General features: G+C 71.7%; 21 protein-coding genes and 1 pseudogene. 6 read left to right on the forward strand and 16 right to left on the reverse strand.

Features of this window, described 5'->3' with window-relative positions; all coding sequences use genetic code 11:
- Window positions 1-14: 14 nt before the first annotated feature.
- On the reverse strand, window positions 15-836 hold the full coding sequence (locus AC1DW8_RS00075; RefSeq protein ID WP_478090966.1) for an endonuclease/exonuclease/phosphatase family protein: 822 nt from the start codon (window positions 834-836) through the stop codon (window positions 15-17).
- Between the two features lie 241 nt (window positions 837-1,077).
- Here AC1DW8_RS00075 and AC1DW8_RS00080 point away from each other — a divergent pair, with 241 nt between their 5' ends.
- Window positions 1,078-1,968: an alkaline phosphatase family protein gene (locus AC1DW8_RS00080; RefSeq protein ID WP_478090968.1), complete on the forward strand. Its 891-nt coding sequence runs from the start codon at window positions 1,078-1,080 to the stop codon at window positions 1,966-1,968.
- Between the two features lie 113 nt (window positions 1,969-2,081).
- On the opposite strand, the gene AC1DW8_RS00085 is transcribed toward AC1DW8_RS00080, so the two are convergent.
- On the reverse strand, window positions 2,082-2,720 hold the full coding sequence (locus AC1DW8_RS00085; protein ID WP_478090970.1) for a DUF4203 domain-containing protein: 639 nt from the start codon (window positions 2,718-2,720) through the stop codon (window positions 2,082-2,084).
- A gap of 253 nt (window positions 2,721-2,973) precedes the next feature.
- On the opposite strand from AC1DW8_RS00085, the gene AC1DW8_RS00090 reads away from it, so the two are divergent.
- Window positions 2,974-3,297, forward strand: coding sequence for a hypothetical protein (locus AC1DW8_RS00090; RefSeq protein ID WP_056777381.1), 324 nt, complete (start codon window positions 2,974-2,976; stop codon window positions 3,295-3,297).
- Between the two features lie 67 nt (window positions 3,298-3,364).
- On the opposite strand, the gene AC1DW8_RS00095 is transcribed toward AC1DW8_RS00090, so the two are convergent.
- The 8 genes and pseudogenes from AC1DW8_RS00095 to AC1DW8_RS00130 form a co-directional block, all read right to left on the reverse strand.
- A complete protein-coding gene (locus AC1DW8_RS00095; RefSeq protein WP_478090972.1) occupies window positions 3,365-3,583 on the reverse strand; it encodes an ANTAR domain-containing protein in 219 nt (72 codons plus the stop codon).
- A 47-nt stretch (window positions 3,584-3,630) separates the two neighbouring features.
- Window positions 3,631-4,104: pseudogene (locus AC1DW8_RS00100) on the reverse strand (GAF domain-containing protein); the annotation flags it as partial.
- Window positions 4,105-4,141: 37 nt separating this feature from the next.
- A complete protein-coding gene (locus AC1DW8_RS00105) occupies window positions 4,142-4,810 on the reverse strand; it encodes a GAF domain-containing protein (protein WP_478090974.1) in 669 nt (222 codons plus the stop codon).
- A 99-nt stretch (window positions 4,811-4,909) separates the two neighbouring features.
- Window positions 4,910-5,599 (reverse strand): glycosyltransferase family 2 protein, encoded by a 690-nt coding sequence (locus AC1DW8_RS00110; protein ID WP_235508636.1) that lies wholly within the window; start codon window positions 5,597-5,599, stop codon window positions 4,910-4,912.
- Between the two features lie 35 nt (window positions 5,600-5,634).
- The gene (locus AC1DW8_RS00115) at window positions 5,635-6,987 is read right to left on the reverse strand and encodes a PIG-L family deacetylase (protein ID WP_478090977.1); all 1,353 of its coding nucleotides are present in this window, start codon (window positions 6,985-6,987) and stop codon (window positions 5,635-5,637) included.
- Window positions 6,981-7,976 (reverse strand): acyl-CoA dehydrogenase, encoded by a 996-nt coding sequence (locus AC1DW8_RS00120; protein WP_478090979.1) that lies wholly within the window; start codon window positions 7,974-7,976, stop codon window positions 6,981-6,983. Before AC1DW8_RS00120 ends, AC1DW8_RS00115 begins: the two co-directional genes overlap by 7 nt.
- 257 nt (window positions 7,977-8,233) lie before the next feature.
- On the reverse strand, window positions 8,234-9,709 hold the full coding sequence (locus AC1DW8_RS00125; protein ID WP_478090981.1) for a glycoside hydrolase family 3 N-terminal domain-containing protein: 1,476 nt from the start codon (window positions 9,707-9,709) through the stop codon (window positions 8,234-8,236).
- Window positions 9,710-9,841: 132 nt separating this feature from the next.
- On the reverse strand, window positions 9,842-10,681 hold the full coding sequence (locus AC1DW8_RS00130) for an alpha/beta fold hydrolase (protein WP_478090983.1): 840 nt from the start codon (window positions 10,679-10,681) through the stop codon (window positions 9,842-9,844).
- A gap of 238 nt (window positions 10,682-10,919) precedes the next feature.
- Between AC1DW8_RS00130 and AC1DW8_RS00135 the strand changes: the two genes are divergently transcribed.
- Window positions 10,920-11,120 carry a hypothetical protein gene (locus AC1DW8_RS00135; RefSeq protein ID WP_478090984.1) on the forward strand — a complete coding sequence of 67 codons (201 nt, stop codon included), beginning with the start codon at window positions 10,920-10,922 and terminating at the stop codon, window positions 11,118-11,120.
- 13 nt (window positions 11,121-11,133) lie between these two features.
- Here the strand turns inward: AC1DW8_RS00135 and glsA are convergent, their stop codons facing one another.
- Window positions 11,134-12,159, reverse strand: a complete 1,026-nt coding sequence (gene glsA / locus AC1DW8_RS00140; protein WP_478091421.1) for a glutaminase A — start codon at window positions 12,157-12,159, stop codon at window positions 11,134-11,136.
- Window positions 12,160-12,279: 120 nt separating this feature from the next.
- On the opposite strand from glsA, the gene AC1DW8_RS00145 reads away from it, so the two are divergent.
- On the forward strand, window positions 12,280-12,666 hold the full coding sequence (locus AC1DW8_RS00145) for a hypothetical protein (protein ID WP_478090987.1): 387 nt from the start codon (window positions 12,280-12,282) through the stop codon (window positions 12,664-12,666).
- Between the two features lie 18 nt (window positions 12,667-12,684).
- On the opposite strand, the gene AC1DW8_RS00150 is transcribed toward AC1DW8_RS00145, so the two are convergent.
- Complete coding sequence (locus tag AC1DW8_RS00150) at window positions 12,685-14,139, reverse strand: DUF2252 domain-containing protein (RefSeq protein WP_478090990.1); 1,455 nt, start codon at window positions 14,137-14,139, stop codon at window positions 12,685-12,687.
- A gap of 153 nt (window positions 14,140-14,292) precedes the next feature.
- On the opposite strand from AC1DW8_RS00150, the gene AC1DW8_RS00155 reads away from it, so the two are divergent.
- On the forward strand, window positions 14,293-14,991 hold the full coding sequence (locus tag AC1DW8_RS00155; protein ID WP_478090994.1) for a 4'-phosphopantetheinyl transferase family protein: 699 nt from the start codon (window positions 14,293-14,295) through the stop codon (window positions 14,989-14,991).
- Window positions 14,992-14,995: 4 nt separating this feature from the next.
- On the opposite strand, the gene AC1DW8_RS00160 is transcribed toward AC1DW8_RS00155, so the two are convergent.
- The 3 genes from AC1DW8_RS00160 to AC1DW8_RS00170 all read right to left on the reverse strand — a co-directional run bounded on the left by AC1DW8_RS00160 (window position 14,996) and on the right by AC1DW8_RS00170 (window position 22,071).
- Window positions 14,996-16,369 (reverse strand): M1 family metallopeptidase, encoded by a 1,374-nt coding sequence (locus AC1DW8_RS00160; protein ID WP_478090996.1) that lies wholly within the window; start codon window positions 16,367-16,369, stop codon window positions 14,996-14,998.
- A complete protein-coding gene (locus AC1DW8_RS00165; protein WP_478090998.1) occupies window positions 16,366-20,403 on the reverse strand; it encodes a Pls/PosA family non-ribosomal peptide synthetase in 4,038 nt (1,345 codons plus the stop codon). The genes AC1DW8_RS00160 and AC1DW8_RS00165 overlap by 4 nt, the downstream gene beginning before the upstream one ends.
- Window positions 20,404-20,532: 129 nt before the next feature.
- On the reverse strand, window positions 20,533-22,071 hold the full coding sequence (locus tag AC1DW8_RS00170; protein WP_478091001.1) for an MFS transporter: 1,539 nt from the start codon (window positions 22,069-22,071) through the stop codon (window positions 20,533-20,535).
- Window positions 22,072-22,195: 124 nt separating this feature from the next.
- On the opposite strand from AC1DW8_RS00170, the gene AC1DW8_RS00175 reads away from it, so the two are divergent.
- A complete protein-coding gene (locus AC1DW8_RS00175; RefSeq protein WP_478091003.1) occupies window positions 22,196-23,584 on the forward strand; it encodes a threonine/serine exporter family protein in 1,389 nt (462 codons plus the stop codon).
- A gap of 25 nt (window positions 23,585-23,609) precedes the next feature.
- On the opposite strand, the gene AC1DW8_RS00180 is transcribed toward AC1DW8_RS00175, so the two are convergent.
- Window positions 23,610-24,905, reverse strand: coding sequence for a cation:proton antiporter (locus tag AC1DW8_RS00180; RefSeq protein WP_478091005.1), 1,296 nt, complete (start codon window positions 24,903-24,905; stop codon window positions 23,610-23,612).
- Between the last annotated feature and the right edge of the window lie 8 nt (window positions 24,906-24,913).

Here is a 24,913-nt window from a genome sequence, read left to right on the forward strand (position 1 = left end):
GGATCGGCCCGCAATCAGGGACGCGAGAGGACGAGGTCGACCAGGAGGCCGGGGTGGTCAGTGGTGCCCTGCATGTCGATGACGGAGTGCGTGCGCACCGCGATACCCGGACTCACCACCACGCTCTGCAGACCGCCGTCGTCGGTGCGCTGGTAGCCGTTGGGCAAGCATGACTGTGGGCTGGGTGAACCGCGAGCCGCGAGGTTGAGATCTGCGCCGAGGACGATCGGGCGGGCACCGTTGCGGCGGCTGATCACGGGCAGCGCAGAGCTCAAAAGGTACCGGCACTGGTTCAGCGCGATCGTGGCGTCGACGCTGGTGGTGTGCGTGGTGCAGGCGGAGAACCGTGTGGCCAGGTCGATGCAGACCCAGACGCGTTCCTCTGAGTCGTGGGGGTCTTGAACCGGGTAGACGCCGCTGTAGCTGTGAGAGCCAACTACCGGGGGCGAGACCACGACCAGGACGCCGTCGCCGAACTCCTGGCCGTTCTGACAGCGGACCGGTGCATGGGTCTGGCGGTCCTTCGCGGACGTGAACGCCGAGGCGACCGCCGTCACCGGGACGGTGGCCGACATCGCCTGCTCGAGGACGGCCAGGTCATCGCGGCAGACCTCGTTGAGACTGACCATGTCCGGCTGATGCTCGTGGATCAGTGCAACCGCCCTGCTGACGGCACGCCCGCCGGAGTAGCAGTCAGCGCGTCCGCTGTTGCAGAGATTCATCTGCAACACGCGCACCGTGGTGTCGTGTCGGCCGATCGTCGGCCGGCTCATGTCGGTCGGGTCGCTCGCCGCGCGACCGGCGTCGCAGGCCGCGAGACAACCGGCGAAGAGCACCGCGAAGCCCGTTGCGGCGGCAGCCCACCGGGGGCTGCGGACGTGCCGGACGCGCATACGGCCATCGAACCCCGGAAGTCGCACGGCGCGCAATCGATGCGGGCATGCACGCAGGCGCAGCGTTGGTCGGCCGCTCGTCCACCTGTTCGACGAACCGGGCGCACGCTCTCGCTTCCCAGCCCGTTGTGACGGCCCCGAGGTACTGTCGGCCCGGCAAGCTGCTTCAGACCGTGGAGGACGCGTGTCGCACAAGGTGCTCGGCTTGGTGATCGCCACCGTACTGGTGGTTCTCAGCGCCTGCGGAGCGGGAGAACCCTTCGCGCCGGTCACCTTCGCCACGGTTCAACCGGCGAAGGTGACCAAGCTGCTGGTGTTCGTCGTCGAGAACCACTCGTTGGACCAGATGCGTGCGGCCATGCCCTACACGGCAGCCCTGGGTCAGGAGTTCGCGATCGCGACGAACTACGAGGCGGTGACCCATCCGTCGCTGCCCAACTACCTGGCGATGACGGGCGGCAGCACGTTCGCCGTCGCTGATGATGCCCCGCCATCCAGCCACACGACCGATCAGCCGTCCGTGTTCGGCCAGGCGCTGGCGATCGGCAAGTCGGCGAAGGTGTACGCCGAGGGGATGCCCGGCAACTGCGCCACGGAGAACTCCGGACGGTACGTCGTGAAGCACAACCCGTGGGCCTACTACCGGAGTGAGCGATCCTCCTGCGCCCGGTACGACGTGCCGGCCGGTGAGCTGGGCAACGACGCCGCCAACGGCCGGCTACCCAACGCCGGTATGGTCATTCCCGATCTGTGCGACAACGCCCACGACTGCGATCTCTCCGTCGCCGACCGTTGGCTCCGGACGCAGATCGAGGCGGTGATGTCGGGTCCGGACTGGCGCGCCGGGCATCTCGCGATCGTGGTCACCGCCGATGAGGATGACCACCGGCAGAACAACCTCGTCCTGACCACCGTTGCCCACCCATCCATGCATGGTGCTGTCGTCACGACGCCGCTGACCCACTACTCGCTCGCCCGTCTCTACAGCGAGATCCTCGCTGCGGAGCCGCTCCGCGAGGCGGCCGGCGCTCCCTCGATGGCCACGGCATTCGGGCTGGATCTCGCCGGCCGTTGAGGGAAGGAACGACGGCGCGCACCAGGTCCATGCCCTCGACGAAGGGTGCCGAAGACGGAGTACCTGCGGCCGCAGGGCGCGAGTGACCGCCGCGCCTGAATGTCGGTCCTACGTCAGCGGCTCTCGACGTACCAGGTCTCCTGGACGGTGCGACGCATCGCCAGCCGCTGCCGGGTCTGGGCGACGATGCCGATCAGGGCAAGGGCGAGCAGGGTCAGGTACCAGCCCCAGCCGGCGTGCACCGCCTGTGTGAAGGTGCCCCGGGTGAAGTCGGCGGAGTCGATCGCCCCCACCAGCAGCATCAGACCGGCGACGACGCTGACGGCCCCGGCGATCGAGCTGACGACAGCCAGCACGATCATCGGGAGGTTGCCGATGACCGCCACCAGTCCGAGCACCGCTCCGACTGCGATGCCCACCAGGACGGCAACCCAGTTCCAGTCGATGCCCAGGGCGACGATGAGGCCCGAACCGATCGCGAAGCCGAAGGCCGCCATGGCGAGAACGACCGCCACCGCGAAGTAGAGGTACGCGAGGAGAGCGAAGATCAGGGCGCACACGAATCCCGCCACCCAACCGAGCACCGTGCCGAGGACACGCTCATCGGCAAGTCCCGCGAAAAGCCCTGCCCCGAAGGCAAACCCGGCGAAGAAGCCCCAGATGGGGAGGACCAGACGCAGCGCCAGCTGTCCGGCGAAGAGCATGAAGCCGCCGGCAACGATCGCGAAAAGGCCAAGCATGATGTCTGCCATGCCCCACTGTAGGGCTCCCGGCGTTCGGTCCGGACGTGAACGGCGCACCTCGCGACCACGTGCTCCGTCGTGCAGCGCTGGACGTCGCCACGTGCGGCCCGCCCGATCCCCGACGTCGGTGCACCTAAACATCACGCTCGCCGCCGCCGCCTCGCTACTCTCGTCGTAGACGCGGGATGGTCGGCCGCGAGGCCGGCCTGGAGCCGGACCCCGCCGCGGACCTGCGGAGGGCGTCGGGTGAGGGAGTGGTGAGATGAGCGCGAGGAACACGCGGTCGATGACGTTCCGGGCGAGCGGCGGCGAGGCGGTCACGGCCCTCGAGGAGGCAGCGCGCCGCTCCGGGATGCAGCACCTCTCCTCGGATGCTGCGACCGGCGTCTTCGTCTTCACCGCGGGGCGGATGGTGCTTGCGTTCGGAGAGAAGGTCACGGCCCGAATCCGCGAGGTCGCTCCCGGCACCGTGCAGGTGACCCTGTCCTCGAACCTGCAGTTCGGGCTGGGGAACATCGGGCGCAACGGTGCGAGCCGGGACCGCATGGGTGACGCCCTTGCGCAGCTCCTCCCTCCGGCCGCATAGGCGGGACGTGGCGGCGTCGTGCTCGTCTGAGTGTGCCGGCGTGGTCGTCATCCCTCGTGCGACGTGGTCAGACCTCGGGCAGGGCTCCGGTCTCGAGGAGGTCGGTCGCCACCTGCACGAGCTTGCGGTTGGTGTGCTGGCTCACCTCGCGCAGCATCTGGAAGGCCTCGTCGGGCAGGATGCGGTGACGCTCGACGAGGATGCCGATCGCGGCCCCGATGGTCCGGCTGTGCTCCAGGGCCGCCTGCAGCTGGACGGCACGGTCGTCGCTGCGAGCCGCCTCCACGGCGATGGCGGCATGCTCGGCGCGAGAGTCGCCCGCGCGACCGACGACTCGTCGAACGAGTGGGGCGTGGCGCTGTAGAGGGTGAGCACGCCGAGAGTGGCGTCGTGGAAGCGCAGCGGGACCGACAGCACCGCCCGGATGGGCGTGCGTGCGACGAGCTGCGTGGCGTATGCCGTGAACCTGCACTCGTGCGCGAGGTCGTCGCACCGCACGGTCTCGCCGGCCTCGAAAGCGGCCAGGCCCGGGCTGTCGCCTGCCTCGGCCGCAGCCACGGCCACTCTCTCCATGAGCGCATCGTCGGTCGAGTCGGCCAGTCGGGCACGTCGACGCGTGAAGTGTTCCGCGACGGCGACGGCCGCCCAGTCGCAGGGCACGAGGTCGACCGACCTCGTGGCGATCTCGTGGAGGGTGGGCAGCACTCCGGGTGTCTCGGCCAGGACCCGCGCCAGGGTCGTGACGACATTCGCGGCATCCAGACCGGAGACGTCGCCCACCATCGTGTCGGGGCGGTGCGTGGTCATAGGTGCATGATGGCACCGCGCCGGCCCGATCGGGAGGTCACGGACCTCCGCTCTCGCCCCCTTCGCCGATCACCATGAGCGCCAGGGCCACCACCGGTATGCCCGCCCGCGCGGCGGCCTCGTAGAGCTTGCTCTCGGCGACCTCCGGGGACACCCCTTGGGCGTCGACGAGGACTCCCACCGCGACACGCACCGTCTCGACCTCCTCGTGGCGTCGGGGCGCGTCGGTGGCCTCGACCCGGCTCCGGAAGCTGAGGTCGGCGTTCGTCACCGCGCCTCCCGCCCACCCGCCGACGAGCGCCGCGACCTCGTCATGACGGCCCACGAAGGTGTCGGTGCCGCTGCCGTAGAGGTTGACGCCGCCGATGACGCGTGACGCGTCGAGGACGGGGAGAGACAGGGTGCTGCGGATCCCCACAGCAGCGCCGGCTTGGGCGAAGAGCTGCCAGCGACCCTCGTCGAGGAGCTCGCGGTGGTCGACGGCGACGACCTCACCGCTACGGGCCGCCTGCTGGCAGGGACCGTCGTCGACGTACTGCACCCCGTCGAGCCACGCGGCCTCGAGGCTGCTCGACACGTAGGTCAGCGTGACGTCGTGGCGGGCGATGCCGATGCTGAACGCGACGATGGACGGCACCACGGCCGTGAGGCTCTCGGTCACCCTGGCCAGCTGGTCGGCGATGTCGATCTCTCCACGCAGTGCCATCCGTCGCAGCGCGTCACGGGTCTGGGGTATCGGCTCCACGCAGCGGACATACCCGCCAGCGCGCCACGGACTCGGCCGGCCGCATGTCGGGCTGGGTCCTCAGCCGGTGAGTGAACCCTGGGCAACCAGCGCCCCGAGGTAGTCGGCGAAGCCGCCGGGCGTGCGTCCCTGCGTGCGGCCCGAGGTGCGCACGTGTACTGACGAGCTGGCGAGACAGGCGGCTCCGGACGCACGGATGCGCTCGACCAGACCCACGTCCTCATGGACCGCGAGCGGCTCGAAGCCCCCGGCCGCCAGGTAGGCAGAGAGCCGGACGCCGAGGTTGGCGCCGTGGACGTGCGGGTGACCATCACGCAGCTGGTGCAGGGCGTGCCACCGGTTGAGGGATTCTGCGTCGAGCTCGTCGTCGGGTTGCACGGTGCCGGTCACGAGATCGAGGCCGGCATCGGCGAGCATGACCTGCCGGACGAGCCAGTCGGGCGGGACCACGCAGTCGGCGTCCGTGCCGGCCAGCCAGTGATGATCGGTGTCCGCCTCCGCGACGTCGGCCGTCGCGACCACGACGCCGTGGGCGCGAGCGGCACCGACGCACCGACGGTCGACCTCGACGACGGTGACGTCGCGGTGCCGGGCGGCGACCTCGCGTGAGCGGTCGACGCAGGCGTCGAGCACGAGGACGACGCGTGCGTGGACGCCGGGTCGGGACCGGTGCAGCTCCGCGACGGCGTCGTCGATCGAGCCCAGGGCACGGGGGAGCAGGGCCTCCTCGTCGTTGGCCGGGACGATCACGTGAACGTGGGTCAGGGGGCGGGGGAGGTGGGCCGTCATGGCGAGCCGGCCCGGTGCGCCGAGGACCTCGACATCACATCGAGCCGAAAGTCCCTCTCGAGGTGTGTGGCCACGACGGGCAGGGCGGACGAGCGGGTCCACAGCTCGTGGACCCGCAGGCCGTCGAGCGGCCAGCCCCGCACGGGATGCCGCCAGTGGCACAGCACGAGCGCGCCGTCGTCCGCGAGGGACGCGTCGACCCGTGTCACGAGCCGTCCCAGCCGCGCCGGACTGAGGAAGTACCCGACCTCCGAGACGACGACGAGGTCGAAGGGGCCGTCGGGCCAGTCCTCGGGGACGCTGCCGGGCACGACCTCGACGTGGTCGAGCCCTCGCAACGAGGACCGCGCGGCTTCGACGGCGGCCCCGCTCTCGTCGACGACGACGAGCCGGTCGCACCGTGTCGCGAGGTCCTCCGCGAGCGCCCCGACGGACCCACCTACTTCCAGCGCGCGGCCGTAACGTTCGTGGGGGAGGGCCGCCAGGGTGACGGCCCGCTTGCGCTGCTCGTACCAGCTCGTGCGCACCTGCCACGGGTCGCTGGACGAGTCATGCAGCTCGTCGAGGCTGTCGTCCGTCGGCAGGTCCAGCCGGAGGAAGACCTCGAAGGGCCGCGCGAAGTGGGCGAGCATGTCCTCGTGGAGGACGGCCTCGTCCCCGGGCTCGTCGGAGACCGGAGCCACCTGGGTGCGGTGCAGCGCCACGGCCTCCTGCTTCGTCGCCTGCACGTCGGCGTCGAGGGTGAGGGCGTGGAGGTCGGCCCACGGCGCGCGCTCGGGCTGGCACCAGTGCCACAGCCACAGGGGGTACTCCCAGAGCACCGCGTCGGTACGCCGGCACGCCACTCCAGCGGCCCGCCCGGCCGCGTCGTGGTCGGCGTGGCCGTCGTGCCGCCACGGCGCGACGACGACGGTGTCGCCGCCGCGCTCGCCGATGACGTCGACGAGGCCCGTGACGGTCTCGGCGGTGCAGGCGGCCAGGCGGCCGTCCGGCAGACCGAGCCGCTCGAGCGTCGCGGACGGCGCGAGTCGAGCCAGCGCGGCGCGGGACTCCTCGACCCGGAGAGTGGCCAGGTCGCGGCTGGACACGGTGGGGGAACCGGGGTGCGACGCCTCACCGTCGCTGAGCAGCACGACCGTCACCTCGAGTCCGGCTCGTGCTGCAATCGACATGAGTCCGCCCGTAGCGAGCGTCTCGTCGTCGGGGTGCGCAGCGACGACGACGAGGCGGCCACGCCCTGAGAGCAGAGCGTCTGCGGGCCTGAGGTCGGCCCACTCGCGTCGCTCGCGCCACCGGCTCTCCGCCGTGCCCCGCTCGGAGTGCGTGAAGGGCCGCGCGCGGGTCACCACGGTCGGCCGTCGGTGCCGCTGCCGCCGTCGAGGACGGGACGCTCGAGGACATGCCGGCCGAGGGCAGCCTCGTCGCGCTCGGCATGCTCCTGACGCAGGTATAGCTGCAGGTCCGCGACGCGCGCGGCGTGGTCGTCTTCGAGCGCCAGAGGTGCCGGTCCGGTCGCATGGCCGACGCGCTCGACCACGGACTCCGCGGCACGTGCCACCACGTGACGCACGCGCAGGGCGAGTCGTGCGCCTTCCTCACCCGTCGCGCGGCCGTCGTCGACCCGGGCAGCCGCGTCGTCGAGGCAGGTCCGAGCCGCCCAGAGCCCGGCGTCGACCGCCCCCACGTGCATCTGCGCGATCTGGTCGGGCTCCCGTCCGCCGCGGAGCAGGCGGCGGGCCACGCCCACCGCGCCGCCGTACCAGATGGCTGCCACGCCCATGCCGCCCCAGGCGAACCCGGGGCGCTCGAGGTACCAACCCGTCGGACCGACCGGGACCGCCTCGGCGCCGTCGAAGTCGACCGGACCGCTGGGCACGGCGGTCAGACCCCGGGCGAACCACGCCGAGGGCTGGACGGTCACGCCGTTCGACGGACCCAGGCGGACGGCATACAACCGCCGGGTGGTGTCGCTGTCCCAGGCGGTGACGAGGGCGTGCGACAGCGATCCGGCCAGCGAGCACCACGGCTTCGTCCCGCGCAGTCGGACGGTGCCGGCGGCGCGGCCCGTGTCGTCGCGCGCCTCGAGACGGACACCGGGCCCCTCCGCCGCGAAGACTCCCCACGAGGCGCCGTCGGGGACTGGCGTGGCGACGGGGTACCCGGCCGACCGGGCCTCAGCGAGGATCGCCAGGGCATCGAGGTGTGGTTCGAGGGTGCGGGCCGCCGTCAGGTCCACGGCCGCGACGGACGCCAGCGACTCCCACAGGATGCGGGTCGAGCCCGAGCCCGGAAGCGGGAAGGCGTCAGGCAGCGCTCGGACGAGCTCGGTCGTCGCCACCGGGTCTCGACCGTCGCGGCGCAGTTGCAGAAAGGCTTCGACGAGTGCCTCGACCTCAGACGCAGGGGTGACCACGTCCGCCAGGCGCACCGCGCCCCTCACCGCACGATCCCGTGGGTGGGTGGGGCGGGAGGGGCTGCGGGTCGGCTCACGTCGGGGCACATACCCGTGCGGTGTCACCGCCTCTCGCCTTCTGTCGAGGGTCGGCCTCCGTTCGGTCGGAGGCCGTCGTTGGAGCGGGAAAGGGTCGGCGGTCCTCAGAGCTGGGTGTCGAGGTAGCGCTGGAGTGCGGCGACGGTGCGGGTGTTCCACGTCGTCGCGCCGTCGAGATAGAGGCCGAGGTAGCTCTGCAGGGCCGCCATCGAGTGCGGGCCCCAGACGCCCACGACAGGTGCACCGATCCGGACCTGCAGAGCGCGGATCGTCGCGCCGTCGAAGACGCCGGTCTGTGAGATACCCAGCCAGCGCTGCAGGGCCGTCTTCGTCAGTGGGCCGAAGTATCCCGTGACCGGGAGCCGCGGCGCGAGCAGGCCGTACTGCGCCTTGACCGTCAGGACGCGCATCACCGATGCCTGGACACGACCGCGGAACACGCTGTCGGATGCGGCCCGTGCGGTGACAGCAGCGACCATCGCCGGGACGACGTAGGGGTTGCCGGTCAGCACGACGTCACCGCCCGCGTTGACGAACCCGACGGCACGGGCCCCGGGCGACCAGGCGGCCACCTGCTTGGCGCTTCCCAGGTCGTCACTGATGACGACGCCCGTGAAGCCCAGGTCGCCGCGGATCATGCCCCGGATCACCGTGGACGAGAAGACCGCCGGGTGCGACGCGTCGATGCGGGAGTAGTAGGCCGATGACACCATCAGCAGATGCGCACCGGCGCTGATCGCCGCTCGGAACGGCGTGATGTCGGTGGACGTGCGTGTGGTCACCGTGTCGGTCACTCCCGCCGTCGTGTCGGTGTTTCCGGTCACCCGTCCGAGCCCGGGGAAGTGCTTGGCCGTCATCGCGAGACCGGATGCTCTCATGCCCTTGAGGAAGGTCGTGCCCTTGTCGGCGACGACGGTCTGGGTGTACCCGTACTCCCGCTGGTAGAAGCCGATGGGCTTGTTGAGGCTCGCGAAGCTCTTGGCGACCGTGTCCATCACCGGTGCGAGGTCGACGTCGACGCCCGAGCGCATCACCTGCGTGCCCCACGTCCTGGCGTATGCCGTGAGCGACGTGTCGGACCAGGAGCCCTGCGTCAGCGCGGTCGGCATGCGCGAGAAGCCCGACCCCTGGAGGACCTGCACGTATCCGCCCTCCTGGTCGGAGGCGATGAACAGCGGCACTCCTGCCGTCGCCGCGGTCGTCGTCACGGTGTCGGCTCGCCCCGTGAGGTACCGCACCGGCGGGGCGCCCGCGGTCGTGCGGCCCATGAGGATGAGGTTGCCGACGTGGTACCGGCTGATCGCCGTCGTCGTGGCCGAACCGAGCCCCGTCACGGCACCTCCGACCATGAAGAGCTGCCCGACGCGCTGTGCCGCCGTCATCCGGTTGTAGACGGCCTGGGCCTGGGCACCCGGGCTCAGAGTGGTAGCGACGGTGCCCGCGGACACGACGAGTGGAGGGGCCGAGCCTGCCGGACGGGCGGAGGCAAGCGTCGCGGCGGGGAGGGCGAGCACGACGAAGGCGATGGGAGCGAGAGCGGCGGCGCACGCTGTGGGCACGCGCGGGAAGCAGGAACGCATGGCGATCCACCTACCATTCAAGGGAACTGCGCGCGACGCCCTTTCAGTGTAGGCCTCGGCGCTGAGCGCGTCGGTCACGTCGCAGGGGAATGCCGGACCGCAGGCCGCCGCGGCCACGGTTCAGGCCGAGGGTCAGGTGAGGAAGCTCCGCAGGGCCGCGACAACCTCGTCGCGGCGGTCGATGAACACGTAGTGGCTGGCGTGGAGCTCGATGACGTGAGCATCCGCGGTCTCCGCTGCGAAGCGGTCACGGCACGCGGCCCGCCAGATCGCGTCGGGTCCCTGCCACTGGTCCCCGAGGGCGTAGATGGCGAGCGCGGGAGCGGTGATGTCGGAGTAGGGGTGCCGGAACGCCCTGAGGGCCCGGACGAACGGGGCCGAGGCCGCCGTCGAGAACGTGTCGACCACGGACCCGTCCGCGAGGGTGTCCACGGAGGCGCGCATCATCGCGTCGAGAGCAGGTCCACGGATGTCGTCCGGGAGCAGGGAGTGCACGAAGTCGACGTAGTCCTCGTACGAGGCGAACCGGTCCGGGCTCGCTGCCTCCTCCGGCCACTCGACCGTCGGGCTGTCGGCCCAGTCATAGGCCCCGTCGAGGTAGACGACTCCCGCCACGCGTTCGGGATGTCGAGCGGCGAGGGCCGACACCTCACCTCCTCCCATCGAGTGCCCCACGACGTGGGCCCGCTCGATGTCCAGGGCGTCGAGGAGGCGGCGCGCGTCCTCGGCGGCGTCTGCAAGCGCGAAGCCGCTCTGGACCCGGTCGGTCAGGCCGTGCCCGCGCCGAGTCAGGGCGACCACCCGGAACCGGTCGCTCAGGTGGGGGGCCAGCTCCGAGAACACGTGGGCGGTGCAGCCCAGACCGGCCAGCATCAACAGCGGGTCTCCGTCGCCGCCCCAGTCCAGGTAGTGGAAGTGGACACCGTCGAGGACGACGAACTCGTCGGGGGGTATCTCGATGGGACCCGGCACCCGGTGACGGTATCGCGACGAGCCGACACGCAGGACGCTCCTGAAGCGGGCACCGAGCGCGACAGCATGGATGCCGGCACGTTCGTGGCTCACGCCCGGGCATGGGCGGGTGCGGGCGCCGATGCGACGCGCGCGGTCCCCCCGCGGGTATGGATACCGGAGAGGGACACCGCACCCGGACTTGCGGGACCCCTCACGAGCAGACCGACAGGGCCGACCCCCCGAAAGGTGTTCGAAGGTGGACGTGGACACGATCCGGATCCCGTGCTTGACCGAGGGTTGCGAGGGCGAGATCCATGCCGCGAGGGAGCTGGACGAGGACGGAACCCGATGGAGGATCGTCTGGTTCGAGGGGGTGCCGGTGGTCCTGTGCTCCCGCGGTTGCCGGTCGCCCGAGGACCTCGTCGGCCTCATCGATCCCGAGGTTCGCGCGGCCTGATCTCCAGCGGCCCTCACTCCGGCGAGACCGTCACCGAGGCGAAGAGGTTGAGCCCGAGCCGTTCCGCGAGGTACTTGGTGACCAGCTGCCCGCGCACGCTGTTGCCCGCCACGTCCAGGGGAGGCGAGAACGTCGCCAGGCCGCCCTTACCGGGTGCGACGGTGACGATGCCGCCGCTGACCCCGCTCTTGCCCGGGACCCCGACCTCGTAGAGCCAGTCGCCGGACAGTTCGTACAGGCCCGCTGTGGCCATCACCGCCAGGACGCGCCGGCACACGCCCCGCCCGACGACCGTCCTTCCGGTCACCGGGTTCACGCCGCCGTTGGCCAGCGTGGACGCCATGACCGCAAGGTCGTGGACGCTCACGTCGAGAGAGCACTGGCGCGTGTAGATGTCGGTGGCCTCGTCCGGGTCGAAGTAGAGACGGCCGTAGCTCTGCAGCAGGTGGGCGATGCCCTGGTTGCGCAGGTTGGTGGCGGACTCCGAGGCGTAGACCCTCTCGTTCAGGCTCAGCTCACGGCCGGCGAAGCCTGACAGGCCCTCCCTGACCCGGTCCCACTTCTCCTCCGCCGTGCTCCCCGGCACCAGACTCGTCGCTGCGATCGCACCCGCGTTGACCAACGGGTTCATCGTGCGGTCCAGGTTGAGCTCCACCGCCACGAGCGAGTCGAAGGGGAAGCCGGTGCTGTTGACCCCGAGGAGGCGACGCGCGTCGACGTCTCCGACCGCCTCGCAGACCAGCGCGAAGACGAACGGTTTCGACACGCTCTGGATCGAGAACGTCCTCTCGACGTCCCCGATCTCGAACGACCTCCCTCGTGCTCCCACCACGGAGATGCCGAACCAGTCCGGCGACGCCTCGGCCAGGACCGGGATGTAGTCGGCGACGGCACCCTCCCGGTTCGCCCGATACCGCTCGTACGCCTCGGTGACGGCGCCGATCACCTCGTCCGGTTCTGGGAGCTCTCCGGTCGAGATCGACGACCTGACCGCTTCCTCGTCGAACGGCAGCTGCTCATGCATCGACAGCCTGGTCATCGCGTGCCTCCCGTGCTGGTCGTCCGCAGCCCATGACATGCCTCCGGCACCTCACGCGCCCACCGACAAACGTTGTACAAACGCTCTACGACGACGCTCGGGTCCGGTAGACATGGTCCCATGTCAGCCGACGAGTCCTGGTCGAGCGACCCGAGGTTGGACCCCTACCGGGATGCCGTCTGGGCGCTCAGCCTCGATGGACAGACCCAGGCGCACCTGATCACTCGCGTGACCTACGGCGAGGCCCTTCCGCGCCGGCGCCAGGTCCACGACCTCCACGACCTCCCTGCCCGCCAGGAACTGCAGGAGTCGCTGTGGATCAAGGTGTGCTGGCGCGACGGCCGCCAGGAGCGGCCCGAGGAAGATCGCGGACCCGACTGGTACACCGTTCACGACCTGGCGAAGGGCGCGTTCGAGAGCGAGAGCCGTCCCGGCCTGGTCTTCGAGGTCACGCCGGTGCACGGCCCGCTCCGTGACCGGGTCTGGAGCGTCTTCGGTCCGCCCTGACGATCACCCCGACGCCCTCTACATGCCCGTCTGGGCCTCGAGGCGCCCGGATCGGACTGCCGCCACGAGGGCCTCGTAGTCACGTTCGTTCTGGTCGGCGTAGGACGACGCGAAGTCGGCGATCGCGCGGTCGAAGACGTCGCTCGTGCCGAGGTAGGCGGCGATCGCGATGCGGTCACCCGAGCGGGCGTGTGCCCGGGCCAGCGTCGCCCCGCAGATCCGGGCGTAGGCGGTCATGACGCCGGAGCTCATGGTGTCGACGTCGGCCGAGCCCTTCCAGTCGCGCAGCTGACGCAGGTAGAAGTCACGCACCTGACCGTCGAACCCGTGGACCCGCTGCCACCCGAGGAAGATGTCGCTGGCCGCCTGCATGAGCCGCTGGCCGGCGACCACGCGCTGGCCGTGGTTGGCATACCGGCTCGCCCCGACGAACCTCTCGAGGACGGACTCCTGCGCCTCCTTGGCCTGCAGGAACAGCGGGTCCTGCCCGTCCCGGCCGAGCAGGAGGATGATCCAGGCCCGGGTGCCGACGCTCCCGACCCCGACGACCTTGCGGGCGGCGTGGACGTATTCGAAGGACTCGAGCAGCTCGCGCCGATCGGTCTCCAGGGTGCGGCGGTACGACCTGATGAGAGCGCGGAGCTCACCCTCGACGTCGTCATGCCCCGTGCCCGCCGCCAGCTCCTCGATCGGCACGATGAGGGGCGCGTCGGAGATGATCCGACGCTCACCGTCGACGTCATGGGTCAGCTTGGTGAAGGCCTGCATGCTGTCCCGGGTGCGGGCCTTGGCCGCGTTGGCCTGTGCCTTGGCCTGCTGCTTCTTCGTGATGCTGGACTTCAGCAGCTCGAACACCGTGTCGACCTCGATGTGGGCGTACCAGACGTCGAGGTTGCGCGCGGCCGCGAACAGCTGCATCCGGGCGCGGTACTCGGCGACGCAGGACCTGACCACGTCCCGGCGGTCCGCAGCCGAGAAGCCCCGATCGCGACCGGCGATCTCGAAGCTCGCCGCGAGCCGCTTGACGTCCCACTCCCACGGGCCCGGAAGCGTCTCGTCGAAGTCGTTCATGTCGAAGAGGAGGCGCCGCTCGGGAGAGGCGAACACTCCGAAGTTCGACAGGTGCGCGTCGCCGCAGATCTGGGAGATGAATCCCGACCGTGGGGTCGCGGCGAGGTCGCTGGCCATGATGAGCGCCGCGCCGCGGTAGAACGTGAACGGAGAGACGAGCATCCGTCCGTAGCGCAGCGGGACGAGCTCCGGGACCCGGCTCGTCGCCTGCTCCTCGAGCAGCGCGACGGGGTCGGGCCGGTCCGTCGACGGCTCCCACGACCCGTGGCTGCGCCTCGGTGTCTCGTTGCGGGCGGCCCTGCCCCGGGTCACGCGCTGGTCCGGGGTCAGGTGGGCCACCTTCCGGGTCGCCGTCCCCGCTCGCGCCCCGGATGTCGTCGCCGACTGGCTCTCGTTGCTCACAGTCTCTCCTCAGGGTGGACGCCTCGCGACGTGGCGCGTGGTGCGCTCTCCTCGACGCTCGCACCACCGGACAGTGCACGCATCACCTCAGCAGGGCGATGTCTCGGCGAACGCTGCCTTGCGGATCGGGGTCCACGCGTCGATCCTTGGCGCGTGGACGGCACCGAGAGGTCGCGAAGACCGACCGACGCGACGGTCGACGTCTGGGTGCGCGAGTCGACGTCCGGGGCATGGGTGCCGCCCGATTCTGTGGCCATCGCGGCCGGGCTCGACGAGCACGAGCGCGCGCGGTGGGCGCGCCTGGCCGACCGACGCGACGCGGCGGCATACCTGCTGCTCCACGCCATGGCCCGCCGGGAGGTCGGCCGGGTCCTGGGCCGACCACCGGAGTCGCTGCGCTTCGACCGCACGTGCCCCGACTGCGACCGGCAGCACGGCGCCCCCCGCCTGCTCGACGACCCGGGGCTGCACCTGTCGCTGAGCCGCACCCGCACGGTCGTCGCGCTCGCACTGAGCCGGCACGGACCTGTCGGCGTCGACATCGAGCCCGTCGACGCCGTGGGGTTCGGTGGCTACGGCGACGTGGCACTCCACCCCGGCGAACGAGCCCGCGGCACCGGGGAACTCACGGACATCACGACGTGGGTGCGCAAGGAGGCCGCCCTCAAGGCGCTCCGGGTCGGTCTCCGCATCGACCCCACGACCTTCGCGACGCCCGTGCCGGGAGTCCCCACCGACGTCGTCCCGGGCATGCCGTCGGTCACGGTCGCCGACCTCGACGTGCCGAGGGCGTATGCCGCCGCCGTCGCTCTCGAGTCCGCCGCGGGAGCGCTGGCGGTACGCGCCCACTGAGACGTCAGGCGGGCTGGGCGAACCGGGGCAGGGGAGTGGCCCAGAGCCACCGCTCGAGCAGGTCGCGTGCCCGCCGGCCCGCAGCGTCGCCGTTCCCGTCCCCGTCCACGGGCGGGATCTCCCGCACGAACGTCTCGACGTGGCTGACGAACTCGTCAGTGGTCACGGACCCGTGCCGGTGGGCCGCGACCCAGTCGCGCAGGAGGTCGAAGAACGCGACGTCACCGAGCTCCACCCGCAGGGCGTGCAGGGTCAGGGCCCCGCGCTTGTAGACGCGGTCGTCGAACATGTGGTCGGGCCCGGGGTCGGCGAGCACGACGTCCTGTGCCAGACGGGAGAGCCGGGACCAGTGGGTCGCGGCGTTGACGCGCACCGGGACGCCGTCGGCGTGCTCCGCCCAGAGCCACTCGGCGTAGCAGGCGAACCCCTCGTTGAGCCAGATGTCGGCCCACGTCGACGGGGTCAGGCTGTTGCCGAACCACTGGTGTGCGAGCTCGTGGGCGACGAGGCGCTCGTGGCGGCGACGCCCGTCGAGCCAGTTCGGCCCGAACGTCGCCATGGCGTGCGCCTCGAGCGGGATCTCGAGGTCGTCGGCGGTGACGACGACGGTGTAGTCCTCGAACGGGTAGGGCCCGAAGAGCGCCTCGTAGAGGCTCGTCATGGCAGGCAGCCGCTCCAGGTCGTGCATGACGTCGCGCTCGCGGGTCGCCGGCAGCACGACGGCGATCGGCACGTCGGCCGGGGCCAGGGCGCGCCGCACGTAGTGGCCGACGTGCACCGTGGCGAGGTAGGTCGCCATGGGGACGTCCTGCTCGAAGACCCGCCGCGTCCGGCTGCCGCGCGCCCGGGCGGCCACGAGCGCCCCCGTCGCGACGACGTCGTAGGGCGAGTCGCACTCGAACGCCAGTCGGTACGTGGCCTTCGTCCGGGGATGGTCGTTGCACGGGAACCACGTCGCCGCTCCGTTGGGCTGCGCGGCCACGAGCGCCCCCTCGGTGAGCTCCTCCCAGCCGACGTCGCCCCAGCGCGTCGCCACGGGACCCGGCGTGCCGGCATACGTGATCGCGACCTGGGTGCGCTCACCGCGTGCCAGCGGGACCGACGGGGTGACGACGACCCGGGGGCCGCGGTGGACCCACTTGGCGGCCCGGCCACCGACCGAGACCTTGAGGACCCGCAGGCCCACGAGGTCGACGACGAGCCGCCGCACGTCCTCGAGCGCGGTGATCTCGAGGACGGCGCGACCGGCGAGACGGTTGGTCGAGACCTTGTAGTCGAGGTCGAGGTCGTAGTGGGTGACCTCGTAGGCAGGGTCACCACGGTCGGGTGTGTACGCGTCGGTCAGGGCAGGCACCTGCTGGACGAGGCCGCCCGTCATCGCACGCCGCTCGCGACGTCGCCCGAAGATCCAGCCGACGATGATCCCGGCGCGGGTCCGGACGCGTGGGCCACGGGGTCGGCGCCGCTCCACGGTGCGATCGGGTTGCCCGTCCAGCGGGTCCCGCGCGGCACGGCCTCGCCCCGGAGCACGAGCGAACCGGGACCCACCGTCGCGGCCACCCCGATGCTCGCCGCGGGCAGGATCACCCCGTTGGGGCCGAGCGTGGCTCCGTCCTCGAGCGTGACCGTGTCCATGCTCATGATTCGATCATGGAAGAGATGGGTCTGGAGCACGCAGCCCCGGTTGACGGTCACACCGTCACCGAGGGTCACGAGGTCCGCCTCGGGCAGCCAGTAGGTCTCACACCACACCCCATGCCCGATCCGGGCCCCGAGGCTTCGCAGCCAGACGTTGATGGCCGGTGTGCCCGTCGCCGTCCACGCGAACCACGGTCCGGCCACCATCTCGACGAACGTGTCGACGACCTCGTTGCGCCAGACGAAGGAGCTCCACAGCGGGTGCTCGACGGCCCCGATGCGGCCGACGACGACCCACTTGGCGACGGTCGTCACGCCGGCGGCGACGGCCCCGGCGGCGGCGAGGACGACACCGCCCAGAGCCGCCGCGCCGGCCAGGCCGACGCGGTCGACGAGCCACTGGAGCGCCACGAGGACGGTGACACCGATCGCCACGGTGACCATGACGGGGACGACCCGGCACAGCTCGACGAGGCCACGGACCACCTTGAGCCGCAGCGGGGGAGCGAAGGTCCTCTCGTCGTCGGAGCCCTGCGGGGGGCGGCGCAGCCGCACCGGCGGGCTGCCGAGCCAGCTCGACCCGGCCTTGGACTTCTGCGGTGCGGCCGAGAGCACCGCGACGAGGCCGTGCTTGGGCACACGTCGGCCCGGCGCCGTCATCCCGCTGTTGCCGAGGAAGGCGCGCTTGCCGATCTTGGCCGGTGCGATGTGCACCCACCCGTGGGCGAGCTCGTAGCCGGCCACCATCGTGTCGTCCGCGAGGAAGGCGCCGTCGGCGACCGACGTCATCGACGGCAGCAGCAGGACCGTCGAGGCCTCGACATCACGGCCGACGCGCGCGCCGAGGGCGCGCAGCCAGATCGGGGTGACGAGACTGGCGTAGACGGGGAAGAGCAACGTCCGCGCCTGGTCGAGGAGCCGCTCGGTCGCCCACACCTGCCACCCGACCCTGCCGCGGACGGGGTGGTAACCCTCGCGCAGCCCGATGGCGAGGAGGCGCACCAGCACGATCGTGATGGCTGAGAGCGACGCGAGACTGAGCACGGTCAGGACGGGCACGGCCGCGTATGCCGTCACGACCGCCTCGCGTGACCCCGCGGCCCGGGCGACCGCGCCGCCCACGACGAGCACGCCTGGGAGGAGCGCGAGGAAGGGCAGGACCGACAGGAGGACGCCGGACAGCCCGTAGACGACGAGCCAGGCCGGTGCGTTCGGGGGACGGTCCGTGGGCCATCTCGAACGGCTCGGGTCGTCGACCCGCTGGGCCGGCGACCCGGCGACGACCCGCCCGGGTCGCACGGACCGGAGGACGGTCGAGCCGGCCTCGACGACGACGCCACGGCCGATGTGCACGTCCGGACCGATGGTGCTGCGGGCGCCGATGACCGCCTCGCGGCCGATGTGGACGAGGCCCACGTGCACGACGTCGCCGTCGATCCAGTAGCCGGAGAGGTCGACCTCGGGCTCGACGCTGGCACCGGACCCGATCGTCAGCATGCCCGTGACCGGGGGCACGGAGTGGAGGTCGACACCGGGACCCACCGAGGCGCCGAGCATCCTCGCGTAGTAGATGATCCACGGCGCTCCGGCCATCGTGATGGCCCCCATCGCATCGGCGAAGCGCTCGGCGGCCCAGAGCCGCATCTGCACGCTCCCACCACGGGGGTACGTGCCCGGACGCACACCGGCGAGGAGGACCCGGGCGGCCAACGCGGACAGGCCCATCCGGCCGAGGGGGGTGATGAAGAGGAGCCAGCCGATGCCGAGGGCCCACCAGGACACCGGTTGCGACCAGTCGGCGAGGTGGGCGAGGCGCAGGAGCTCGGTGAGAGTGACGAGACCGACGAGCCACTGCAGTCCCTTGACCGTGAGCAGGACGAGGGACACGGCCGTCTGCACGAGCTGGGTGCCGCGCGGGATGCGGCGTACCGTGCGCTCGGTCCGTGACCCGTCGGCCGTGTCCATCGTCTCGAGCAGCTCGGCCTGGGCGCCGAGGCGCGGGTGCGTGTGGACGTCGGCCACGGTCACCGTCGGGTAGCGCTCGCGGAGCAGCGACACGAGGCGCGCCGACGACAGGCTCCCGCCGCCGTGGTCGAAGAAGTCCGCCTCGGCCGAACGAACCTCGGTGCCGAGCACCGCGGTCCAGTGATCCGCGAGCCATGCCGCCGTGCCGGACAGGTCGCTGGGCTCGCCGTCGTCGGCCGCGCCCGGCAGCGGCCACGGCAGCGCCGCACGGTCGACCTTCCCCGACGTGCGCGTCGGCAGGGACTCGACGACGGCGAGCACCGGCACGAGGGCGGCCGGAAGCTCCTCGTGGAGGCGCGCGAGCGCCGCCGTCCGGTCGAAGTCGGGGGCCGACACCGGGAGGCCTGCGCGGCTGACGGAGTCGGGCACGACGTAGCCGACGAGGACCTGGCTCCCGGCGCCCGTCGTCTTGACGGCCGCGGCTGCCCCTGACACGCCCGGGAGGGACTGCAGCGCCGCGTCGACCTCCCCGAGCTCGATCCTGCGACCGCCGAGCTTGACCTGCTCGTCGGCGCGCCCGACGAAGACGAGGCCTTCGGGGTCGTTGACGACGAGGTCGCCCGACCGGTAGGCGCGGTCCCAGCCGAGGGTCGGCATCGGGGCGTACTTCTCGGCGTCCTTGGCGGGGTCGAGGTAGCGGGCGAGCCCGACTCCGCCGATGATGAGCTGGCCCGTCTCACCCTGGGCAACGGGCCGGTCGTCCGGGCCCACGACGGCGAGGTCCCAACCGTCGAGGGGCAGGCCGATCCGGATCGGGGTGGTGCCGTCGAGCCGCGCTCCGCAGGCGACGACGGTCGCCTCGGTCGGGCCGTAGGTGTTCCAGACCTCGCGGTCCGGGGCGACGAGCCGTTCGGCCAGTTCGGGCGGGCACGCCTCGCCCCCGAAGACGAGCAGTCGCACCGGCTCGAGGGCCTCGGCCGGCCAGAGCGCGGCCAGCGTCGGGACCGTGGAGACGACGGTGACGTCCTGGGCCACGAGCCACGGTCCGAGGTCCATGCCGGTGCGCACGAGACTCCGTGGTGCCGGGACGAGGCACGCCCCGTGCCCCCAGGCGAGCCACATCTCCTCGCACGACGCGTCGAACGCGACCGAGAGGCCTGCGAGCACGCGGTCACCCGGACCGATCGGACTGTCCTGCAAGAACATCCGGGCCTCAGCGTCGACGAAGGCCGCCGCTGAACGGTGGGAGACCGCCACACCCTTGGGCACGCCGGTCGACCCCGAGGTGAAGATCACCCAGGCGTCGTCCTGCACGCGGACCTCGGGCAGGACGCCCGGGTCGTGCCGACCGTCCCGGCCCGCGCGCGCCGGCCGCGGTGCCGCGCGTCGGGCGGTCCGCCCGGACGCCGGGACCGGTGAGCCGGGCGACGGCACCGTGACCTGCCGACGCGCTCCCACGACCGCCTTCACGGCGGCCTCGGAGAAGACGAGGTCGGCCCGCTCCTGCGGGTCGTCGACGTCGACGGGCACGTACGCCGCCCCGGCGTGGAGGACTCCGAGCACGGCGACGTAGAGGTCGGTCGTCCCCGACGGCACGCGTACGCCCACCCGGTCGCCACGGCATACGCCCGCGGCCACGAGCTCTGCGGCCATCCGTCTCGCCTGCTCGGTCAGCTCGGCATACGTCAGGACGGTGACGGTGTCGTCGAGCGCCGGCGCGTCGGGGTGACGCGCGGTGACGTCGGCGAGGACGTCGACGAGCGTCCGCGGCGCGGCGACGCGGTCACCGGCCAGCAGTGGGTCCACCATGCACGCTCCTCGTCGGGTCGACGCCCGGTCGGCCTCCACCTCTGCGCCGAACGTAACGCGGCTGGGTGAACGGATGGTTCCGGATCGGCGATGACACCCCCAGTTTCCCGGCAGGGGACAGGAACTGCGTCAGACCTTCGCGACCGCGCTGCCCGTGGCGGAGGTGCGCAGAGTCATGGCGGTGGACGCTGCGGCGGCCGCCGAGTCGTGGATCGTGCCCTTGGCGGGCTGGTGACGACCCATGAGGACCGCCATGAGCACGCCGGCCATGCTGAAGCCGGCCATCACCCACGATGCCGTCGCGAGGCCCGAGGCCAGAGCCTCCCCAGCCGGGTTGCCCTCGGCCGTCCGGTCGGCGATGACGGCGCCGTAGATCGTCGCCGCCAGCGCCGTGGCGACCGCGGCTCCGACGTAGCGCGCCATGTTCGAGACACCGGACGCGGACCCGACCTGCTTCTCCGGCACACAGGCCGTCGAGGCGGAGGACGCCGGCCCGTTCGACAGGCCCATGCCCACCGCGACGGCGAGCAGCGGCAGCAGGAAGGCGCGGTAGGCCCAGTCGGAGTCGGCGAACCCGAGGGCGGCGAAGCCGACGGCGGTCAGCAGGAAGCCGATGGCGACGACCTGGCGTCCCCCGAGGCGCGCGGTGAGCCGCGGCACGGCGGCCGCGATGACGACGAGCCCGATCGTCGCCGGCAGCGTTGCCAGACCCGCCTGGAGCGTCGTGAAGCCGAGGGCGTTCGGGTCCTGGAAGTAGAGGCTCAGCAGGTACATCAGCGCGTTGATCGTGCCGGCACCGATGAGGATGGCGATCGTCGAGCCGACGAGGACGCGGTTGCGGAGCAGTCCGAGGTCGAGCATCGGGACGGCCACCCGCCGCTCGACGGCGACGAAGGCGAATCCTGCCGCGACACCGATGGCGATGCACGCGAGCGTGGCGACCGACCCCCAGCCCCAGTCGCCGCCCTTGCTCAGCGCGAGGATGAGGGGCGCCAGCGTCAACGCGATGAGGATCGAGCCGGCGTAGTCGATCGACCGCGAGCGGGTCGTGTCGCGCGACTCGGAGACGCGTCGGGCCGTGATGAGGATGCAGACGACGGCGATGACGGCGTCGACCCAGAAGAGCCCCTGCCAGCCCATCACCGACACCAGCACCCCACCCATGAGCGGGCCGGCCGCCGCTCCGACGGCGGCGGCGGCCCCCCAGAGCGACACCGCACGCAGCTGCGCCTGCCCGTCGTTCGCCACGGACAGGAGGCTCAGGCCGCAGGCCAGGATGGTGGCCCCCGCCGCGCCCTGGATGACGCGGCCGGCGATGACGGCGCCTCCGGACGACGACAGGGCGATGAAGATGCAGGACACGACGAAGAGCATCAGGCCGAGCTGGAAGACCCGCTTGCGGCCGAAGACGTCACCCAGCGAGCCGGACGTCACGATGACCGCGGCGCCGACGAGCGAGTAGCCCGTGACGGCCCACTGCAGGGTCGTCACGTCCATACCCGTGTCCGCGCTGATGGCCGGCAGGAGGATGCTGACCGCCGACGTGTTGGCGTTGACGACGAAGGTCGACAGGCAGGTGGCGGCCAGCACCCCGCCCGCGCGAGCCGCAGCCTGCGCCGCCGCCCGTCCGGAACTCCCGGACGCGGCTGACGAACTCGCTTCGGTCATGGTTGCGCTCCCTCCGCCAAGCACACGCGCCTGCCGCGCTCCTCGAATCTAGGACGCCCGCGACGCGTCAGAGTCACCCGTGGAGGATGACTCTGACGACCCCAGCGGCTGCCACGCTGGTGACGTGTCCATCGAATCGGACCCGGTGCCCGGGGGGCTCGTCACACCGGGTGCACGGGTGCGATCGGTGAGCCGTCGGTGGTGGTCGCGCGTCGCGGAGGTCGCCCAGTCCCACCTCGCGCCTCTCGGCCCTGCGGCGGACCCCGAGCCCGAGGACTTCGACGCACCGCCCCCCGAGGCCGTCCTCGACCTGCTCCGCCGTCTCGGCGTCGTCATGTCCCGCGCCGGTGACGCGACGGAGCGCGTGACCCAGATCCTCGAGGAGGTGGCCGGTGTGTACGCGGCCACCGGTGTGACGTTCTTCGTCGTACCCACCGGGGTGTTCGTGCGCATCGACACGGGTGACTCCAGCCGGATGGACTTCGAGGCCTGCAGCAGCGTGCCTTTGCGGCTCGACCAGGTCGATGCGCTCTACCGGCTCATCGACGACATCCGCCACGGCTCGGTGGAGGCCGGCGTCGCGTGCGAGCGCCTCGATGCGCTGGTTGCCTCACGGCCGCGCTTCGGCGGCGGCGTGTCCGTCCTCGCCAGCGGAGTCCTCACCGTCGGGCTGGGACTCATGCTCGACCCCACGGCCAGCGCCCTGCCGGCGTTCCTGCTCATCGGCTTCCTCGTCGGCGGCCTCCGGTGGTGGGCCGACCGCGAGCCCTTGCTCTCGCTCGTGCTCCCCGTCGTGACCGCCACGGTGGTCACGGCCATCGTGTTCCAGTGGGTGGCCCCGGCGCTCGACTCGCCGCCGCTGGAGATCGTCATCCCCGCCCTCGTCACCTTCCTGCCGGGTGCGGCCCTCACGATGGCGACCGTGGAGCTGTCGACGGGAGACATGCTGGCGGGCTCCGCGCGCCTGGTCTACGGGCTCGAACGCCTGCTCGTGCTGACCTTCGGCATTGCTATGGGGGCCGAGCTGGCCGGCCTGCCGCCGGCCGTGGGACAGGCGCCCGTGACCCTCGGAGCGTGGGCGCCCTGGGTGGGCGTGCTCGTCTTCGGGGTCGGGCAGTTCGTCGCCTCGTCCGCGCCGCGCCGGACCCTCGGATGGCTCCTCGTGGTGCTCTACGTCGCCTACGGTGTCCAGGCGCTTTCAGGACGCGTCCTCGGCACCCTCGGCGCGAGCTTTCTCGCCGCGGCCGTCGTCCTGCCCGTGTGCTACGCGATCCAGAGCCGTCGAAGCGGTCCTCCGGTGCCGGTGACCTTCCTGCCCACGTTCTGGATGCTCGTGCCCGGCGCGCTCGGACTCCAGGGCGTGGCGCGCATCGTCGGTGTCGACCAGGCCGCCGGCCTCGGCGACTTCGTCAACGCCCTGCTGAGCATCGTGGCCATCGCCGTCGGGGTGGTCGTCGGCTCCGGGCTCTCCGAGCGCATCGGCCGCGCGACGTCGACCTGGCGCGGGATCTAGAGGGCGTGCCCTGCCGGACGGAGTGTCACCGGGGCGGCGTCCCTGCTTCGTCACGCGGCCCGTACGTGGTGTGCCCGCCCACCGACCGGCGCACGGCCAGCGGCTCTGCCGCGGGCTGGGTCTCGACCGCGGGACCGGTGTGCTGTGCCCAGTCCCCGTACCGCTGCGCCCAGGGCCCCGCGGAGAGGCCGTGCAGGATGACACTGAGGAGCACGGTCGTGGCGACGGCGCCGATGACGGTCTGGACAGCGGGGTCGGCTGCGCCGAGGGTCTCGTAGGTGATGAGCGCGAAGACGACGGAGGCGAGCCCGCGCGGCCCGAACCAGCCCACGAAGAGGACGGTGCGTCGTTGCAGTCCCGTGCCCAGCAGACACAGCGCGACGGGAAGCATCCGCAGGGCGGTGAGGGAGAGCGCCGCGTAGAGCAGGCTCTGCCACCGCACCATCCAGTCGAGATGGTGGGCGACCGTGATCCCGAAGAGCAGCCACACGCCGAACCCGAGGAGTGCAGAGAGCCGATCAGTCATCTCCAGGCCGGCGTGCGTGTGCCTCGAGTCCGTCTGAGCAGCTGCGTATGCCGTCCCGGCCACGAAGGCTGCGACGAACCCGTTGCCGCCGACCTCGACGGCGCCGTAGTACGCGAGCACCGGCACCGAGAGCGTTGCGATGGGCAGCAGCCCCGACTCCGCCCACCCGGCTCTGCGCGACCGCTCGATCAGCCGGCCGGACGCGTACCCCGCCGCGATGCCGACGAGCGCTCCGATCGCGAGCTCGCGCAGGGCGTCGACGAGGGCGTCCTCGGGCGCGACCCCAGCGGCCGCTGCGATGGCGAACAGCACCACCGGAGTGGCCATCCCGTCGTTGAGACCGCTCTCGACGTTGAGGATGCGCCGCACCCGGACCGGCACGACCGGGTTGAGCACGGTGGCCGCGCCGAGTCCGGCGTCGGTGGGAGCCAGGGTCGCCGCGAGGAGCAGGGCCAGCCACGCGCTGGAGCCGGGGAAGATGCCGCGCGCCAGCAGGTACCCTGCCCCGATCGTGAGGGGGAGACCGATGAGGAGGAGTCGTCCGGTGAAGACCGAGTCACCACGCACCTCGCGGGGCTGCAGCTGTGCCGCGTCGTGGAAGAGCGTCAGGGCCAGCGTCACCTCGGCGATGGTGCGGCTCGTCCTCGTGTCGGCCCCGCCCGACACGAGGACGCCGAGCACGATGCCGGCCACGACGAAGACGATGGGACCAGTCAGGTGCGCCCGGCCGACGCGGGCCGACTGGGTCACGAAGACGATGACCAGCAGCGCGAAGACTGCGACGACCCACGTCATGCGCCGGC

It is taken from the genome of Terrabacter sp. P2_E3, from assembly GCF_056403915.1.

What these genes read in the sequence shown, in the direction of transcription:
- AC1DW8_RS00085 (WP_478090970.1), bottom strand. Translation starts at nt 2,720, where the DNA reads ATGGCAGACATCATGCTTGGCCTTTTCGCGATCGTTGCCGGCGGCTTC.
- AC1DW8_RS00090 (WP_056777381.1), top strand. Translation starts at nt 2,974, where the DNA reads ATGAGCGCGAGGAACACGCGGTCGATGACGTTCCGGGCGAGCGGCGGC.
- AC1DW8_RS00105 (WP_478090974.1), bottom strand. Translation starts at nt 4,810, where the DNA reads ATGGCACTGCGTGGAGAGATCGACATCGCCGACCAGCTGGCCAGGGTG.
- AC1DW8_RS00125 (WP_478090981.1), bottom strand. Translation starts at nt 9,709, where the DNA reads ATGCGTTCCTGCTTCCCGCGCGTGCCCACAGCGTGCGCCGCCGCTCTC.
- glsA (WP_478091421.1), bottom strand. Translation starts at nt 12,159, where the DNA reads ATGACCAGGCTGTCGATGCATGAGCAGCTGCCGTTCGACGAGGAAGCG.
- AC1DW8_RS00145 (WP_478090987.1), top strand. Translation starts at nt 12,280, where the DNA reads ATGTCAGCCGACGAGTCCTGGTCGAGCGACCCGAGGTTGGACCCCTAC.
- AC1DW8_RS00160 (WP_478090996.1), bottom strand. Translation starts at nt 16,369, where the DNA reads ATGACGGGCGGCCTCGTCCAGCAGGTGCCTGCCCTGACCGACGCGTAC.
- AC1DW8_RS00165 (WP_478090998.1), bottom strand. Translation starts at nt 20,403, where the DNA reads ATGGTGGACCCACTGCTGGCCGGTGACCGCGTCGCCGCGCCGCGGACG.
- AC1DW8_RS00170 (WP_478091001.1), bottom strand. Translation starts at nt 22,071, where the DNA reads ATGACCGAAGCGAGTTCGTCAGCCGCGTCCGGGAGTTCCGGACGGGCG.
- AC1DW8_RS00180 (WP_478091005.1), bottom strand. Translation starts at nt 24,905, where the DNA reads ATGACGTGGGTCGTCGCAGTCTTCGCGCTGCTGGTCATCGTCTTCGTG.